Source organism: Acinetobacter sp. ABJ-A23_2 (genome assembly GCF_044538765.1).
In the GTDB taxonomy this organism is placed as follows: Bacteria; Pseudomonadota; Gammaproteobacteria; order Pseudomonadales; family Moraxellaceae; genus Acinetobacter; species Acinetobacter nosocomialis_A.
Window position 1 is genome coordinate 1 of sequence record NZ_JBIUCP010000030.1, and the last position, 17,008, is coordinate 17,008.

The following is a 17,008-nucleotide window of genomic DNA, read 5'->3' on the forward strand; positions in this document are numbered from 1 at the left end:
GCTATATTTTATAAGCATCTAAACTATTTACTTTTAGTTTAGTTTGATATGAATTTTATATAAAATATGTTTAATTATATGATAAACTGCGTTCAAATTTTTTGAATATAAGGTTTAAGCCTGATTTTTTGATATTTATAAAATGTTAATTTTTCAGTAAAACCTTGATTAAATAAGAAGATAGAGGAATGAAAGTTGTGTTAAAGCAAAGTGTTTTGATACTTTTTTTAATTGGTAACTGTGTTGGTTTATCTTGTGCACAAGCTGCAGAATTAGAACCTATAAAACTAAAGAAAAGCTGTATTAAGAAAAACCCTATAATTGAAGGTCAAACTGATCCTGAGTTATTAAGTCTTTTTAAACAAGTATGCGATACAGATAATTCTACTCAAAAGAATGATTTATTAGCTAAAGCAGCGATGCGGTTTTATCAGACTAACCAACCAGTTAAAGCATTAAATTTAGCTAGTCAATTACAGAGCCAAAACGTTCGTGGTTCATTATTAACAGATGTATTGTTTTTATCTGGCGTAAGCATTGCAAATAGCTCTTTGCAACAAATGCGTGGTCAGGAAATGCGATATTTAACGAATGACGTAACATATCCTCCTGCAAAGCAATTAATTGAAAATATTCATACAGCAATGCCTGCACCTGATCCATCGAATTTCAAAGCGAGCTCGGAAGGTGGTTCGGCTGACAATGAAAAAAGAAGTTATAGAAAACAAAATGTAGTACGTAATCGAGTCTCTACTCCTCGAACGACAACTAAACATACAGTAACTCCAGTAAAAACACCTGCGGTTAAACCAAAAGCAGCGCCTGTTGCGAGTGTTAGTAAATCAAAAAGTTCGCCTTTTGACCCTTTAACTAAATAATCTGGGATAGAACCTTATGGCTAAAAGAGAAAGCGTACAAAAGAAGCTTCAACGAATTCGACCTCCTCGTGTTCAGCTTACTTACGATGTTGAAATTGGTGATGCAAAAGAAGCAAAAGAACTCCCGTTTGTTGTTGGTGTAATGGGTGACTTTTCTGCAGCATCTGAGCTTGAACGTACAAAGTTAAAAGATAAAAAATTTATTAATGTAGATTTAGATAATATCGATGAAGTAATGGAGTCGTTGTCTCCAAGAGCTGCTTTTCAGGTAGATAATACGCTAACTGAAGAGGGTGGGAAGATGGCTGTTGATTTAACATTTAAGTCAATGGAAGATTTCCGTCCAGAAAATGTCGTTCAACAAGTTGATCCATTAAAGAAACTCGTTGAAGCACGTGAACGTTTAACTGATTTAAGAAACAAAATTTCTAACAGTGAACGTTTAGAAGATTTGCTTGATGAAGTTCTTAAAAATACTGATCAGATCCGTAAATTAAGTGCGGAGGCTGACCATGAATAATACTCAATCAGCAGCGATGCCACTTGTTGAAAATGAAGAAGTTAATCTTTTAGATTCAATTGTTGAGCAAAGTCGTATTGCACGAAATGACGAAGAACATTCCCGTGCTAAAAGTTTAATTGGTGAGCTTGCTAAAGAAGTAATGGCTGGAACCATTACTGTTTCTGAAAATATGACTTTATCAATTGATAAGCGTATTGCAGAAATTGATGCGCTAATTTCAAGCCAGTTAAGCCAGATTATGCACAATGAGCAATTTCAAAAAATTGAATCAACGTGGCGTGGCCTTTATTACTTCTGCCAAGAAACACCTTCAAATCCGCTCATTAAAATTCGTATGTTAAATACGACAAAGAAAGAGTTGGTAAAAGATTTTCAGGGTGCTACAGACTTCGATCAAAGCACTTTATTTAAGAAAATTTATGAAGAAGAGTACGGTTCTTTTGGTGGCGCACCATACTCAGCATTAATTGGTGATTTTGAGTTTGACCGTACACCATCTGACATGTATTTGCTTGAACAAATTTCTCATGTTGCAGCAGCAGCGCATGCGCCATTTGTTTCAGCAGCTAGCCCAAGCATTTTAGGCCTTGAGTCATTTACAGATATTGATCGTCCTAGAGATGTTTCAAAAATCTTTGAAACGGCTGAATATGTACAATGGCGTTCATTCCGTGATAGTGAAGATTCACGTTATGTTGCATTGACGTTGCCGCATGTTTTAGGTCGTCTCCCATATCATCCAAAAGAAGGTACTGCGACAGAAGGCTTTAATTTTATTGAAGATGTTTCTGGTGAAAACCACAATGAATATTTGTGGATGAACGCAGCTTATGCTTTTGGTACTCGTTTAACAAATGCATTTGATATGCATGGTTGGTGTGCCGCTATTCGTGGTGTTGAAGGTGGTGGTTTGGTCGAAGGTTTGCCAGTCCATACATTTAAAACACAAGATGGTGAAGTCGTATTTAAGTGTCCAACTGAAATCGCAATCACAGATCGTCGTGAGAAAGAGCTAAGCGATCTAGGCTTTATTCCGTTAGTACATTGTAAAAATACAGATTACGCAGCTTTCTTTGGCGCGCAATCAACTCAAAAACCTAAAAAATATGACAACGATACTGCCAATGCAAACTCGGCTTTATCAAGTCAAATTCAGTACATCATGGCTGTTTCACGTATTGCACATTACTTAAAAGCAATGATGCGAGATAAAGTGGGTAGTTTTGCTTCTGCTGGTAATGTTGAAGCATTTTTAAACGAGTGGTTGTCACAGTATGTATTACTTGATGACGGTGCTTCTCAAGAAGCAAAAGCTCAATACCCATTACGTGAAGCGTCTGTAAAAGTTGTAGAAGATCCTGCTCAACCAGGTCACTACAAATCTGTGGTTTTCTTGCGACCACATTTCCAGCTGGATGAGTTGTCGGTTTCTTTACGACTTGTCACTGAGTTACCTCAGTCCTCAAATTAATCAAGGTCAGCTAAAGAATAACTTTAAATTAAAAATAGGAAAGTTCTAAATGAAAGATATATACGTTGAGTTTCGCGGTAAATATAAAGTTGATGGAGAATCTCGTGATTCTGAGCACAAAGGTTGGTTAGAAGTTAACTCTTGGTCTCATAACATTCGTCAACCTAAATCTGCTACTTCAAGTAGCGTAGGTGGCCACACTGCTGAACGTGTTGAACATTCTGACATGGTTTTCGTGAAAGACTTAGATGCTACTAGCCCGAAACTATGGGAAGCATGTTCAGCTGGTTATACATTTGATGAAGTACAAATCGACTTTTATCGCGCAAATGGCGATAAACGTATCAAGTACTTACAAATCAAATTGAAGCACGTTCTAGTTTCTAGCGTGACTCCAACTGTTAACGAAGAAGGCGTTCCTACAGAAGCATTTGGCTTGAAATATGCTGCTGTTGAGTGGACTTATAACCAACAAGATATTAACGGTACTGCTAAAGGTGCTGTTACTAAGAAATGGTCACTTTCTAATAATACAGCTTCTTACGCAGCTTAATTATTTAAGTGAATATTTGGTGGAGGCTGACATAAAGTTAGCCTCTGCTGTCTCTAAATATGCTTTGTTGTGAACCCGAATGAACTTAGATCGGCTTTATCCATACGGATTTCGTTCAACTTTATTTGATCGCTTAATTCCAGAAAGTGAAGATTATGCAAAAGGTCTCTCTATTCAGCAATTAAGAGAATCTGTAGCAAAGGATTTAGAAGACTTGCTCAATAGTCGGGTAGCGAAGTTAGATCATGTTGTTGATGACTATCCGCTTGTAAAAAAATCGATACTTCAGTTCGGGATTATTGATTTTGTGGGGCTTTCTACAGCCAATCCTCTGGATCGGGATAAAATCTGTCAATCAATTGAGCAATCAATAGCAGCTCATGAACCTCGGTTAAGACAAATACGGGTAGAGATGTTGTTAGATGGACATAATATGGGCGCATTATGTTTAAGTATTCAGGCTTATCTAAATATTCACCCTCTATATGAACCTGTTGTATTTGATGCATTGTTAAAACCAACAACGCAGCAGTATGTAATTTCAGCGAGAACTTAAGCGTATGGGTGTGTTGTGATAGAAGAGCTTTTACCGTTTTATGAAAAACAATTACAAGAATTTGGTCAGCAATCTCGAGAATTTGCCCAAAAATATCCAAAAATTGCTCAGCGCTTATCTTTAAATCAAGAGCAAATTGATGACCCGCATATTGAACGTCTGATTCAGGCTTTTTCGCTGATTGCCGCTCGAATCGATAAAAAACTTACAGACAGTTATGATGTTTTTACTCGTTCTTTATTTGAGGTGATGTTTCCTCAATACTTGCGTCATTTTCCTGCTTGTTCAGTTGTTAGCTTTGAAGATATTAATAAAATTAAACAGCTTACAGAACCTCATCTTGTACCTGATCATACAGTTTTGAAATCTCGTAGTTTCAAAGGGGTACAGTGTGAGTTTAATACAACTCAAGATGTTAAATTACTACCTATTCATTTAAGTGGTTTAGATTTTAAAACGACTCCTAGTGCACATATGCACCTAAACCAAAATGCGACGTTGAGCCTTAAATTTGAAATTTTTAATAGTGCGCATGCATGCTTAATGCATGAGAAGCTTCCTATTTATTTAGATGCTATCTCTAATTTTCCTTTACAAGTACTTGATAGTATTTTCAAAAAAGGGACCAGTTTTGCGGTTAAACATGGTCAAACGATTGTAGAGTTGGGTAAGAATCCATTCGAATTAATAGGTTTTTCTGAACAAGAAAGTTTATTACCTCTCGATCAACATACGCATCATGCTTATCGTTTGTTGATGGAATATTTTTGTTTCCCAGAAAAGTTTAGCTATCTTAAACTTGATTTAGATTTCTTAAAGGCTGTACCTCAGCAAGTATCCGAATTTGAGCTTTTAATTCATTTTAAATTAAATTTAAATGATCAAGCCGTTGTTAGAAACTATTCTGAGCTAAATATTGCAAACTTTAAATTGTTTACTACCCCAGTAATCAACTTATTTGAAAAATATGCGGAACCTCAAAAAATAGTACATAAGCAACTCGAATATCCATTGGTTACAGATGCTCATCATCCTGAATTTTATCAAGTATATTCAATACTTGAGATGAATATGGTGCGTGAAAAAACAAATCAGGAAGAAAGCTATGTTCCTGTTTTACCGTTTTTTGCGATGAGCCATTATCATAATGATACAGCTCGCTTTTTTTACTCAGTGAATTATCAAAAGTTACAGTCTAATTTTGTTGAAATGGGCTATTCCATTATTTCTAAAAATCTAAATCCATTTTCAACACGTTCAGATTTTATTAGCACCAAATTATTATGTTCAAACCGTGACTTGCCTCATGAAGCGCTGGGTCAGTCTAATAACGTATTAAATTTAAATGACAGTAGCTTGGCTAGACGTGCCATTGTTTTAAAGCGGCCAACAAAGCCTTATAAGTTTGAACAAGGCCAAAGTGAGCAATGGCGTGTGATTTCGCATCTTTCATTAAATAGCTTGGCGCTTATGAAAGGGGATGCTGTTTCTCATGTTAAAGAGCTGCTGGCTTTGTATAACTTACCGCAGTCAAAAGAAAATTATTTAATTATTGAATCAATTAAAAAATTAGAATTTTCACTTACTCATAAACTTGTAGATGGCAAACCATTTCCAATGTTTGTGAGAGGGGTAAAAGCTGAATTACAAATTGATTCATCAGTGTTTAGAGGGCATAGCTTATATATTTTTAGTCAACTATTAAGTCGTGTTTTTAATTTAAAGGTTCAAATTAATAGTTTTGTTGATTTGGTGGTTAAGGATTATTCATCTCAGCAGGAGTTATACCAATGCAGTCAGAACGTTGGTGGCAAGACTCTTCTATAACGGCTGAGTTATTTCAACGCCCTAAATCTTTTGAATTTATTCAAGCAACACGGTTATTGCGTCATAGCCCAGCTAATGATGCTTTTTCGTCGTGGACTGATCATTTTAAGTTTGAGACCTCATTTAACTTAAACTTTCCGGCTACTGAAATTGAAAGTTTAGAATTAGTAGATGAGCGTGTTCATTTAACAAACTTGATCGTTGGTCTTACCGGTATACAAGGTGCGTTACCTTATACCTATACAAATAAAATTAAGCAGGCTCCACGGCAGCAACGAGCTGAAACTAAAGAGTTTCTGAGTTTATTTAATCACAAGTTAACGAGTCAGTATGTCGAGTCAAGTATTACTTATCACTTGCCTGTGCGATATGAAATAGAAAATAAAAATGATTATCTGGATATTCTGCATGCTTTAAATGGTTATGTTCGATCACAACATCAACAACAAGATTTAGATGAATATTTTGCCGAATTTTCAGGCTTAATGCAGGGGCAGAATAATACCGTTCATGCTTTGAAAACAATGTTGAGTTGTATATTTAAGCATGACATTACAATTAAAGAGTTCATACAAGAATCATTTAAGTTGGCAAGTGATCAGTTAACAACTTTGGGCGGAAGCCAGCCTAGCTTACTTGGTATAAATACGTTTTGTGGAGAAACGATTCAACAAATTGATGGAAAAATTGAGATTCAGATTGGCCCGCTTAAGCGTCAGCAATATTTAAAGTTTTTACCTCATCAAGAGCTTAGTTTAAAGCTCAAAAAAATCGTAGAAACATGGTGCAGTCCGACTCTATCAATCGATTTAAGATTGATACTGGATGAGTCGGAAATACAACCTGTTCGCCTAACTCAAAGCCAAGAAAGTGGCTTAGGGCAAGGTGCTTTTTTAATGTCTCGCAAGCCTAGTACACATAGCCATGAAACATGTTATAGTCTTATTGGAGAGCAAATATGATTAAAAAAATATTACTCTCATTCATCGCTATTTTTACAATTGTTAGTGGATTGATTATTTTCTACTGGCGTGATGTTCAATATAACCCTGATAAAGGAGATTTTTTCCTTTATTTTCTTTTGTTACCGGCAATCATTACACTGGCGATTTTATCGCCTTGGCTGATTTATAGCGCTTATAAAAGCTATAAAGAAAAGAAAGAGAAAGCTGCAAATCAAAGTCAAGATGATGATAGTCAAAAACAACAGACTACAACTGATCAGCCTTTAGAACAGCTAGATTTTCATATTTACTCTGCTTTCGCTATACATGCGTTAGGTGAGAATGAAACGATTATTGAAGAAATACAAGATTTTAAAAGCCCCGAACTTGATGATGAGTTGTTAAATTCTTATGGATTACCTCTTTTATCTTATCGAATTAAAGATTTAGCTGAGTCGAGTGAAGAGGATTTTCAATACGCAGCTTCACCAAGACAAGTTCGTATTATGTCTTTAATAAGACAGCAATTAGAACAAAACATAGAGAATTTGTATCACTTGGCTGAACATTTAAAGCGTTCAATTTTATTTTATGAATCTCATCAGATCCGTGAATATCACATGCATCCTGCATGGGTTGATCCAAATTCTGAATATGAAGATACAGAAACACCTGTAGTTGAAGTTCATCGTTTAAATCGACTGAATTTACACATTCTTCTTCCAGAGGATTTATTGCATATATGGAATGATGAGCAAAGTAATGATTTGATTTTAGAATTCTTTACTGAAATTGGCATTATTTCCCAAAAAGTTCATATCGAATATCACTTTTTGGGAGAGCGTGTGGCTTATCAAGAATTTATTCATTTATTAAAACGTATTCAAAAGAAAGAGCATGAAGTTTTTCTCGTGCTTGCTGTTGATTCAGAAATAGATCAAGACCTGATTGATGAAAAGTCTTGGATGGTTAAGGACTATATTCCGGCGGAGTTCGCGGCAAGCTGCCTTATTGCAGATCCCTCTTTAAAAATTGAAGAACTTGAACCCGCTAAAAATTTAAAAATTGTGATTGGTCAAGAAAAAACAGCAAAAGTTCTTAATACGCTGAACTTAAATGAATTACCGCAGTACGCAGGGGAAGAGCCATATGTACTTATTCTTTCAGACCAGACAGATATAAAAGCAGCGAAGCATTTGCAGCAGCAATTTACACAAACTTCTGTTGAACCACATCACTTTATTTATGTGAAATCTTCATTGGGGCATACCCAGCATTTAGTTGATATTTATGGCTTTATGCTCAGTATGCATTTTCCTGAACATATCGTTCCTTTTGTCTTTGGAGAAAATACGGTGTCAGCACATTCCTTTGTGCAGAGTGTCACTGAAAATTCAGAAGATGATGCGATGGTGTTGAATAGCTAATTTAAACTTTGAACTTAGAACGAGAATAGAATGCATACAATTTTAGGCTACTTGTGGCAGTACATCACGAATCCTAAAGCAATTATCGCCTTGTCATTGTTCGTGGCATTGATGTCTTCCTATACTTCAATTCCTCGCCATATATTTTGGGCTTTAGCATCTGCATATGCTTTAGGGCTCATTGTTTATGGAATTTATTGGCTAATTCAGCGCAAGAAGCATGCGGTTCAAGGTGAAGAGCTTGCTGAAGCGATTGAAAAAGATACTCAAGCAGAGTACGGCAAAAATAAAGATAAAGAAGAACTGCAACTTATCAGCCAACAAATGAAAGAATCTATTCAATTGATTCGTAAGTCAAAGTTAGGCGATAAGAAGGGTAATGCAGCACTATATGAATTGCCGTGGTATATGGTTATTGGTAACCCAGCCGCTGGTAAAAGTTCTGCGATCTATAATTCTGGTTTAAAGTTCCCTTTTGAAGAAACCCATCAAAAAATGGTTTCGGCTGGCTTAAGTGGTACCCGTAATTGTGACTGGTTCTTTTCTACAGAGGGTATTTTATTAGATACGGCTGGTCGTTATTCGGTATATAGCGAAGATCATTCAGAGTGGTTAGGTTTTTTAAATATATTAAAGAAAAACCGTTCTAAAGCTCCAGTAAATGGCTTAATTCTTATTGTAAGTATTGCTGAACTGGTGAGCCAAAGTCCTGAACATTCATTGAAGCTCGCTAAAAATTTACGTGCTCGTATTCAAGATTTAACTGAGCGTTTAGAAGTTGTAGTGCCTGTTTATTTAGTCTTTTCAAAAATGGATTTGATTGCGGGTTTTACCGAGTTTTTCGAATTCTATGAAGTACAAGAATATAATCAGGCATGGGGTGCAACACTGCCATATGAGCAAAACTCTTCTCATAATGCGGTAGATCTTTTTGAGAAACATTACACTATTCTTTATGATGGTTTAAAAGGGGTAAGTTCGACTCACCTTAGTCGTCGACATTCTCAAAATATCTCACCGAGTGTGATGACTTTCCCATTAGAATTTAAAACATTAAAACCTGCACTCAAAAGTTTTATTGCTACATTGTTTGAAGACAATCCTTACCAGTTTCAGCCAGTTTTCCGTGGTTTCTATTTCACAAGTGCCTTGCAAGAAGGTGTAATAGAAAGTCCAATGACTGAGCAAATTGCACAAGAATTTCAGCTTTCTCAAATTGCACAAAATGAAGTAAGAGATCAATTAAAAACAACGCCTAACCATGGTTATTTCTTAAAAGGCTTATTTTCAGAAGTCATTTTAAAAGATAAAGATTTAGTTAAACAGCATGTTAATACAAGCAGAAAACGTCAACGCTACATTGCATTTATCGGTGCTTTAGCGGGTGTTTCAATTATTCTGGGTGTATGGGTTTGGTCGTATCGCAATAACCAACAGCTTATTTCTGAAGTTCAAGCTGATTTAAATAAAGTTGTTCAGTTAGAGAAGGGTTCAAGCCAACAATTATCAACTCAATTGGAAGCCCTACTGATTTTACAAAGACGTCTACAGCAATTAGACGAGTTTGATGAAAATAGACCTCTAAAATTTAGTTTTGGTTTATATCAAGGCAATGAGTTACGTGAAAAATTAAAAGCTGAATATTTAAAAGGCGTTAAACAAATTGTTTTAACACCTACTCAGCAAAATATTGCTCAGTATTTGCAACGTGTAAAAAATAACGAAGCGACTTTAAAAGCAAATCATACCAACGTTGAGATTAAGCAAACTGCTCAAACTCAGCAATATTTAGAGCCGTCAGATACCAATCCACAAGATGCTTATAATGCGTTAAAAGCATATTTGATGATGAGTAATCCACAATATATGGATGCAAGTCACTTAAGCGATCAGGTAACGCGTTTCTGGCGTTCTTGGCTGGATGCCAATAAAGGGCAAATGCCACGTGCAGATATGATTCAGGAAGCTGAACAGATTTTGTCGTATGCAATGACATTAGCAAATGACAAGCAGTTCCCAATTTTGGATGCTGACTCTCAATTAGTTGATCAGACACGTCAAGTATTGCTCTCTGTGATTAGAGGTATGCCAGCACGTGACCGTGTTTATAACGAAATTAAAATGCGTGCTGCTGTTCGCTTCCCAGCTTTGACAGTAAGTCAAATTGTTGGTGAGGCAAATAAAAATGTTGTATTGGGCAGCTATGCATTACCAGGTGTATTTACTCAAAAAGCTTGGAATGACTATGTAGAAAAAGCCATTGAGGAAGCAGCCGATAAGCCTACAGATAGTAAAGACTGGGTGCTTAATAGCCGTCAATCTGATGACTTAACTTTCTCGGGTAGTCCAGAGCAAATTAGAAAGCAGCTTACTGCATTGTATAAACAAGAATATATTGCAGAGTGGAGAAAATTCTTAAGTGGTATTCACTATGCAAAAGCAACTCAGTTTGCTCAGCAAGTTAAAAATATTGATGTATTAGGTGAGCCACAAAATTCACCAATTCGTACTCTTATTGAACGTGTAGCTATTGAAACAAATTGGGACAATCCAGTTGTTCAAGCGGAGTTAGCTGCTCCTCAAAAAGGATTTGTTGCTTGGTTTAAACGTAAAGTCTTAAACCGTGATGATAAACAATTAGCAAATCAAGCAGCTACTAATGCTCAAGGTGCTATTTCTCAAGAATATCAAATGTTCTATCAGTTGGTTCGTAAGCGTGATGATCAACAAGGTAAATCTTTACTTGATGAATATATGACGAATCTTGCTTTGGTACGTAGTAAGTTTAATGAACTTAAAAATGCGGGTGAGGTTGGACCAAGTGCAATGACATTGGTTAAGCAAACCCTAAATGAGCAGACATCGGTATTTAATCAGACTCAAAAAATTGTAGATGAAAAAATGGCGGTTGGTTTCAGTGAAATTGATCAGCAACTTTTACAAAAATTAGTGGTGAGTCCTCTTACACAAGCCTTTGAAAGTTTAATTACGCCTACCCAAGATGAAATTAATAAACTTTGGGTTATGCAAGCGTACCAGCCATTTACTACAAATCTTGCTAAGAAATATCCATTTAACTCATCCGCTTCTTTACAAGCAACAAGTAGTGAAATTGGTCAAATTCTTGGTGAAAACGGTAGCATTTCCCGTTTTGTTAAAGAGAGCTTAGACCCATTTGTTATTCGTCGCGGCTATACCTTAACTTCAAAAACATGGAAAGATTTGGGTATTAGTTTAAACCCGCAATTTGTGATGAATTTCCAGCGCTATGTTGCACCTACAAATGGTATGGCAACTGGGGAATTAAATAGTCAGGCACCAGCGGCTCCGGCAACGAATCAGTCTAACTTCCAGTTCTACCCAATTCAAAACCCGCAGTTGCTTTCATATACCGTTGATATTGATGGTCAGCGTATGACTTATGAAAATGGTGTACAGCAATGGGTTAACTTTATTTGGCCAAATCAAGGCAGTATTCCTGGTGCGCGTATTACAGCTGTAGATTTACAAGGTCAAACGCATACGATTTTTGATGAACCAGGTGAATATGGTATTAACCGCTTAATTGATAGTGCACAGCGTAAAGAGCAGAACGGCGGTTTCGAAATGCTTTGGCGCAGTAAGACGGATCCATCATTGTTTGTGAAAATGAACTTCCGTCTTATTAGTAGTAACTCAGGCAGTATTGGTTCAAGTCGCGGTTACTCTGGTATGCAATTGGTTGACAAAGTTACTGCTGATAAAGCTGCCCGTGTTGTATCGGCGCAGCAAGCACCAGCTCAGGCAGCTGCTCCTGCGAAACCTGCCAATCCAGTTGCTGCACTAACACAACCTGCTGCAACTCAACCTGCTGCGGGAGTTAAGCCATGACAGGGAAAATAACCTCAACATTAAAGGAGGAGGTCTAATGCATACATTAAAAACAACTCCTCTGTATTATGGGAAAAGTCCGGCACGCGGTGATTTCTTAAAAACAAAGGGTCAATATGCCTTAATACAGATGCTTGACCAGTGGATTACAGAAGCGCTGGAATATGCAATGCAATCGACTACGTTCAAAGAGGCATATGGTACGTTGCCTCCATTGGACTTCTTTATTGCAAATCCACAAGAGAATATGTTTTTAGCTGCAAATTTATTGGCGAGCGAAGACAGTTCAGGTCGAGCTTTTCCAATGGTACTCAGTCATTTACTTGAGATTGATTTACCATACGAAAATTTATTATATGCACCTTATAGTTATAAGCATGTTTTAGTCGATTTATTTCAAAATAATCGTGCTTTAAGAGGTATTAAAGATTCTGATTTATTATTTGGTAAGCTCAATCATTTACCAAATCAAATTCAAGTTTTATCTGAACGTGAATGTGTCGGTTTTTATGAAAACCATACAATGCATTCGTTTGCTCAGTTAATGAAGCTGAGTATTTATGAATTAGCTCAAAGTATGATTGGGCTGGGATTATTACTGCAGCCAATTTTACAAAATGGAACCAGTCGCTTAAATAAAGTGCTGATTTTGCCGATTAACAATCCTGCTTATTGTTATGAAATAGCAGCATTCTGGGTCAGTATCATTTGTCGTTTTTTAAAACAACATAATACTGAAGTCTTGATTGGATTGTTACACCGAGAGCAGCCAGTATTATTCTTTGGTTTTCAGGGTGCGGATATTTTAGCTCTTAGCGATATTTTTACTCAGAATATGGATAGTAAACATTGGGTTTCTTTAATAGAAGCTCAATGGATTGATACTTATTTGGAACAAAATGCTGGTTTAGCTACGTTAGAACAATCTTTATGTCAACGCCAATTAAGTTTAAATCAAGGTTTAAAACTATTTAGACAGACTTTTTTGGGTGAATAACAATGAATCAAAAATATCAAATTAAACTTTCACAATTAATAAAAGGCTGTTTTATTTATGCGATTGCAAATTATGCTTTAGCACAGCCAATTGTTGTTGAAGGTGTCGTGCCAAATGAAGCGAGTAAACAGGCCATTTTAATGAAAATGCAGTCTGTTTATGGTGCAGACCAAGTGGTAGATAAGATACAAGTTCGACCAGTAGCAGCTCCAAATGGCTGGAGTGACTCTGTAACAAGAGTGATTACACCAGACCTTAAAAAAGTTTCTCAGGGCAAGTTAAGTGTTAACGGCACGCAATTTGAACTGACTGGCAAAATGCTAAACCCTACAGAAATACAGCCAACTATTCAGATATTTCAAGGTTTAGTACAGCCACCATATCAATTATTTTCACAGCTTTCTGTAAATCAGGCAGAGCAGAAAGTCATTGATGATGCTTTAAAAAATCGAATTATTGAATTTGAATCTGGTAGTGCCGTGCTCACAGATGCTGGCCAAAAAATTCTAGATGAAATGGCGGTTGCTTTAAATAAAGTTGGCGGTAAAAAAGTCAAAATTGTAGGACATACCGATAGTTCTGGAGATGCGACTAAAAACTTAAAACTCAGTCAAGACCGTGCATTAGCAGTTAAAAATTATTTGGTGAGTAAAAACATTCCTGCTGATCATTTATCTGCAGAAGGATTAGGTTCGACTAAACCTGTAGCGGATAATACCTCTCCAGAAGGAAGAAAGAAAAACCGTCGAATTGAGTTCACCGTTTTATAAACATAAGGAGAAGAATATGGCTAGCCCTTATATTACGATTGGTTGCCCAACGACAGGTGGAGGGCAAGTCATTTCTGGTAATAGTGCATTTTTAATAGATGGAATTGCAATTGCATGTGTAGGTGATAAAGCAACTTGTCCGGCGCATAAAACGGTTTCTACGATTGTTTCTGGAGATCCAAATATGCAGGTTATGGGAAAATCAGCAGCAAGAGTAAATGATTCATTATCTTGTGGTTGTAAATTATTACCGAAACAAAGTTTGGTTAATCAAGGATAGCAGAGGATATATCTTTTCACTTAAACTATTAACTTGAAAAGATATATGTACTAATTAAATGTTCTTAATGATATTAGATTTTTTATATAGATAAGAAATCGAACAAATCATATTAATGATTATGATGCTAGGTTATTTGTCGGATAAAGCTAAATTTTGGTAATATACGGGCATTATGATTTTAAGTATTAAATTATTTAAAAATATTGAGAGTAATGATGAGTAGTTTAAAAATTTTAATTACAAAACTTTCTACAGTTGCGCGCACTGCTTTAGAAAAATCAGCTAATGCTTGTGTTCTTCAGCAAAACTACGAAATTGAAATTGAACATTTATTTTTAGAGCTACTTAATCAGCCTTTAGAAAATGATTTAAAAATTTTATTAAAAAAATATAAAATCTCAGCTGACGCTTTGGCAGATGATTTAAAAGAGACAATCTCTCAATTACCAAAAGGGAATACACGGACTCCAATTTTTGCCAAATCAATTGTGCGTTTATTTGAGCAAGCTTGGTTACTGGCTTCAGCGGAACAAAACCCTGTTATTCGTAGTGGTCATTTATTGGTTGCATTATTAACTGCACCAGATTTATATCAAATTGCAACAAGAGCTTCGAGTTTATTTGATCTTTTACCTATAGATTCAATGAAACATAAGTTTCTTGAGATTTGTGAAAAGAGCGTAGAACAACAAGAAGAAACTAAAACCTCTTCACAAGAAGAAGATGAGCTAGAACAAGTCGCTACTCCAACTGTAAAAACTCAAAAAACACCAGCTTTAGATCAATATACGATTAATTTAACTGAAAAAGCGAAGAATGGTGGAATTGATCCTGTTATTGGGCGCGAATTTGAAATTCGTTTAATGCTCGATATTTTAATGCGTAGACGTCAAAACAACCCGATCTTAACTGGCGAACCAGGTGTAGGTAAAACAGCTGTAGTTGAAGGGCTAGCTTTAAAAATTGCTCAAGGTTTAGTGCCTGAAGCTTTAAAAAATGTACATTTGCATGTTTTAGATATGGGCCTTTTACAAGCAGGTGCAAGTGTTAAAGGTGAGTTTGAAAATCGTTTAAAACAAGTGATTCAAGAAGTTCAGGCTTCGGCTCATCCTATTATTTTATTTATTGATGAAGCACACACACTTATTGGTGCAGGTGGCCAAGCAGGACAAAATGATGCTGCTAACCTTTTAAAACCTGCTCTTGCACGTGGTGAGCTACGAACGATTGCTGCAACAACATGGGCTGAATATAAACAGTATTTTGAAAAAGATGCTGCCTTAAGCCGCCGTTTTCAGGTCGTAAAGGTTGAAGAGCCGACCGAAGAAGTTGCTGTTGATATGCTGCGTGCAATGATTCCAGTAATGCAGAAGCACTTTAATTTACAAATTGATGATGAAGCAATTATCACAGCTGTACATGCTTCTCATCGCTATATCAGTGGTCGTCAACTTCCGGATAAAGCAGTGAGTGTTCTAGATACTGCGGCAGCACGCGTAGCTTTGACCCAAAATGCACAGCCAGTCAAACTTGATCAATTGAAGGCACAAGAACATAACTTAAAGCTTGAGCAACAGATTTTGGAAAATGAACATCGTCAGATTCCAATACATCATGAACGATTAGAGAACCTGAAAAATCATTTAGAGTTTTTACAAAATGAAATTCAAGAGACTCAGGAACAATGGCAAAAAGAATTAGAGCTAGTTCGTAAAATCCAGGAATTAGAAGCGCAGAGTCATTCTAATGAGTCTGAAGCCTATGATCAGATTAATTTAATGCGCAAAGACCTTGCTGATCTTCAAGGCCAACAGCCATTAGTTTTTGAGCGTGTAAATTCTCAAATTATTAATGAAATTATTTCTGATTGGACCGGTATTCCTGTTGGGAAAATGGTAAATGATGAAATTAAGCAAATCTTAACGCTTGAAGATAAATTGGGCGAGCGTGTAATGGGCCAAGATTATGCACTTACACAATTGGTTCAAGGTATTAAAACATCAAAAGCTAAATTAGAAGATCCGAATAAACCTCAAGGTGTATTCCTTTTAGTTGGACCTAGCGGGGTAGGTAAAACTGAAACTGCAATCACCTTAGCAAATGAGCTGTATGGCGGTGAACAGCATTTAATCACGATTAATATGTCTGAATATCAAGAAGCGCATACGGTATCTTCACTTAAAGGTGCACCTCCAGGATATGTGGGCTATGGTCAAGGCGGTGTGTTAACCGAAGCAGTGCGCCGTAATCCTTATAGTGTTGTACTACTCGACGAAATTGAAAAAGCACATAGTGATGTACAAGAGCTGTTCTACCAAGTATTTGATAAAGGTACTTTAGAAGATGGTGAAGGTCGCGTTATTGATTTTAAAAACACGACAATTTTATTAACTTCAAATGCAGGTTCTAGTGCAATTATGCAGGCGTGTTTAAATCAGCCTGTTGAAGAGTGGCCTACAGCAGAAGAATTAATCGAACATTTAAAACCAAGTTTATATAAACAATTTAAACCAGCCTTTTTAGGGCGTATGAGAGTTGTGCCATATTTCCCGTTGCATGACGATTTATTGGTTCGAATTATTAAACATAAATTGGGCAAAATTACCGCTCGAATTGAAAAACAATATGGAACAGAAGTCCAATATTCAGATGACTTGGTCGAGTTGCTACTCAGCCGTTGTACTGAAGTGGATAGTGGCGCCCGTAATGTCGATAACATCTTAAATTCGACAGTTTTACCTGCTTTGGCAACTGAGATTTTAGTGGCGTTAGCAGATCAAAAATTGCCGAAAGTGATCATGATTGATGCGAAAGATGATGAAATCCAATATTTATTAGATTCGGTGGCAAAGCCTGCTAAAAAACGGACTAGTAAAAAGTTGAAATCAGAAGTTTAAAATTAATAGAGC

The 17,008-nt window shown here is 36.3% G+C and carries 13 protein-coding genes; all 13 read left to right on the plus strand.

The window, feature by feature from the left end; genetic code table 11:
• Nucleotides 1-188 precede the first annotated feature (188 nt).
• Complete coding sequence (locus tag ACH63V_RS11350) at nucleotides 189-878, plus strand: hypothetical protein (protein WP_311087901.1); 690 nt, start codon at nucleotides 189-191, stop codon at nucleotides 876-878.
• Nucleotides 879-894: 16 nt separating this feature from the next.
• Nucleotides 895-1,398, plus strand: coding sequence for a type VI secretion system contractile sheath small subunit (gene tssB, locus ACH63V_RS11355; protein ID WP_001119042.1), 504 nt, complete (start codon nucleotides 895-897; stop codon nucleotides 1,396-1,398).
• Nucleotides 1,391-2,872 (plus strand): type VI secretion system contractile sheath large subunit, encoded by a 1,482-nt coding sequence (gene tssC / locus ACH63V_RS11360; RefSeq protein WP_233930115.1) that lies wholly within the window; start codon nucleotides 1,391-1,393, stop codon nucleotides 2,870-2,872. Before tssB ends, tssC begins: the two co-directional genes overlap by 8 nt.
• Nucleotides 2,873-2,921: 49 nt before the next feature.
• Nucleotides 2,922-3,425, plus strand: coding sequence for a type VI secretion system tube protein Hcp (locus tag ACH63V_RS11365; RefSeq protein WP_000653195.1), 504 nt, complete (start codon nucleotides 2,922-2,924; stop codon nucleotides 3,423-3,425).
• Between the two features lie 79 nt (nucleotides 3,426-3,504).
• Entirely contained in the window at nucleotides 3,505-3,981 is a 477-nt protein-coding gene (tssE, locus tag ACH63V_RS11370; RefSeq protein ID WP_002048404.1) for a type VI secretion system baseplate subunit TssE, read from the plus strand.
• Nucleotides 3,982-3,996: 15 nt separating this feature from the next.
• Nucleotides 3,997-5,808 carry a type VI secretion system baseplate subunit TssF gene (gene tssF, locus ACH63V_RS11375; protein WP_396463546.1) on the plus strand — a complete coding sequence of 604 codons (1,812 nt, stop codon included), beginning with the start codon at nucleotides 3,997-3,999 and terminating at the stop codon, nucleotides 5,806-5,808.
• Entirely contained in the window at nucleotides 5,772-6,770 is a 999-nt protein-coding gene (tssG, locus tag ACH63V_RS11380; protein ID WP_263613406.1) for a type VI secretion system baseplate subunit TssG, read from the plus strand. The genes tssF and tssG overlap by 37 nt, the downstream gene beginning before the upstream one ends.
• Entirely contained in the window at nucleotides 6,767-8,179 is a 1,413-nt protein-coding gene (locus tag ACH63V_RS11385) for a hypothetical protein (protein ID WP_396463547.1), read from the plus strand. The genes tssG and ACH63V_RS11385 overlap by 4 nt, the downstream gene beginning before the upstream one ends.
• Before the next feature lie 30 nt (nucleotides 8,180-8,209).
• Nucleotides 8,210-12,049, plus strand: coding sequence for a type VI secretion system membrane subunit TssM (gene tssM, locus ACH63V_RS11390; protein ID WP_311071675.1), 3,840 nt, complete (start codon nucleotides 8,210-8,212; stop codon nucleotides 12,047-12,049).
• 37 nt (nucleotides 12,050-12,086) lie between these two features.
• Nucleotides 12,087-13,046 carry a type VI secretion system-associated protein TagF gene (gene tagF / locus ACH63V_RS11395; RefSeq protein WP_396463548.1) on the plus strand — a complete coding sequence of 320 codons (960 nt, stop codon included), beginning with the start codon at nucleotides 12,087-12,089 and terminating at the stop codon, nucleotides 13,044-13,046.
• Between the two features lie 2 nt (nucleotides 13,047-13,048).
• Nucleotides 13,049-13,816 carry an OmpA family protein gene (locus tag ACH63V_RS11400; RefSeq protein ID WP_396463549.1) on the plus strand — a complete coding sequence of 256 codons (768 nt, stop codon included), beginning with the start codon at nucleotides 13,049-13,051 and terminating at the stop codon, nucleotides 13,814-13,816.
• A gap of 16 nt (nucleotides 13,817-13,832) precedes the next feature.
• Nucleotides 13,833-14,096, plus strand: a complete 264-nt coding sequence (locus tag ACH63V_RS11405) for a PAAR domain-containing protein (RefSeq protein WP_002048345.1) — start codon at nucleotides 13,833-13,835, stop codon at nucleotides 14,094-14,096.
• Nucleotides 14,097-14,311: 215 nt separating this feature from the next.
• The gene (tssH, locus tag ACH63V_RS11410; protein WP_396463550.1) at nucleotides 14,312-16,996 is read left to right on the plus strand and encodes a type VI secretion system ATPase TssH; all 2,685 of its coding nucleotides are present in this window, start codon (nucleotides 14,312-14,314) and stop codon (nucleotides 16,994-16,996) included.
• Nucleotides 16,997-17,008: the final 12 nt, after the last annotated feature.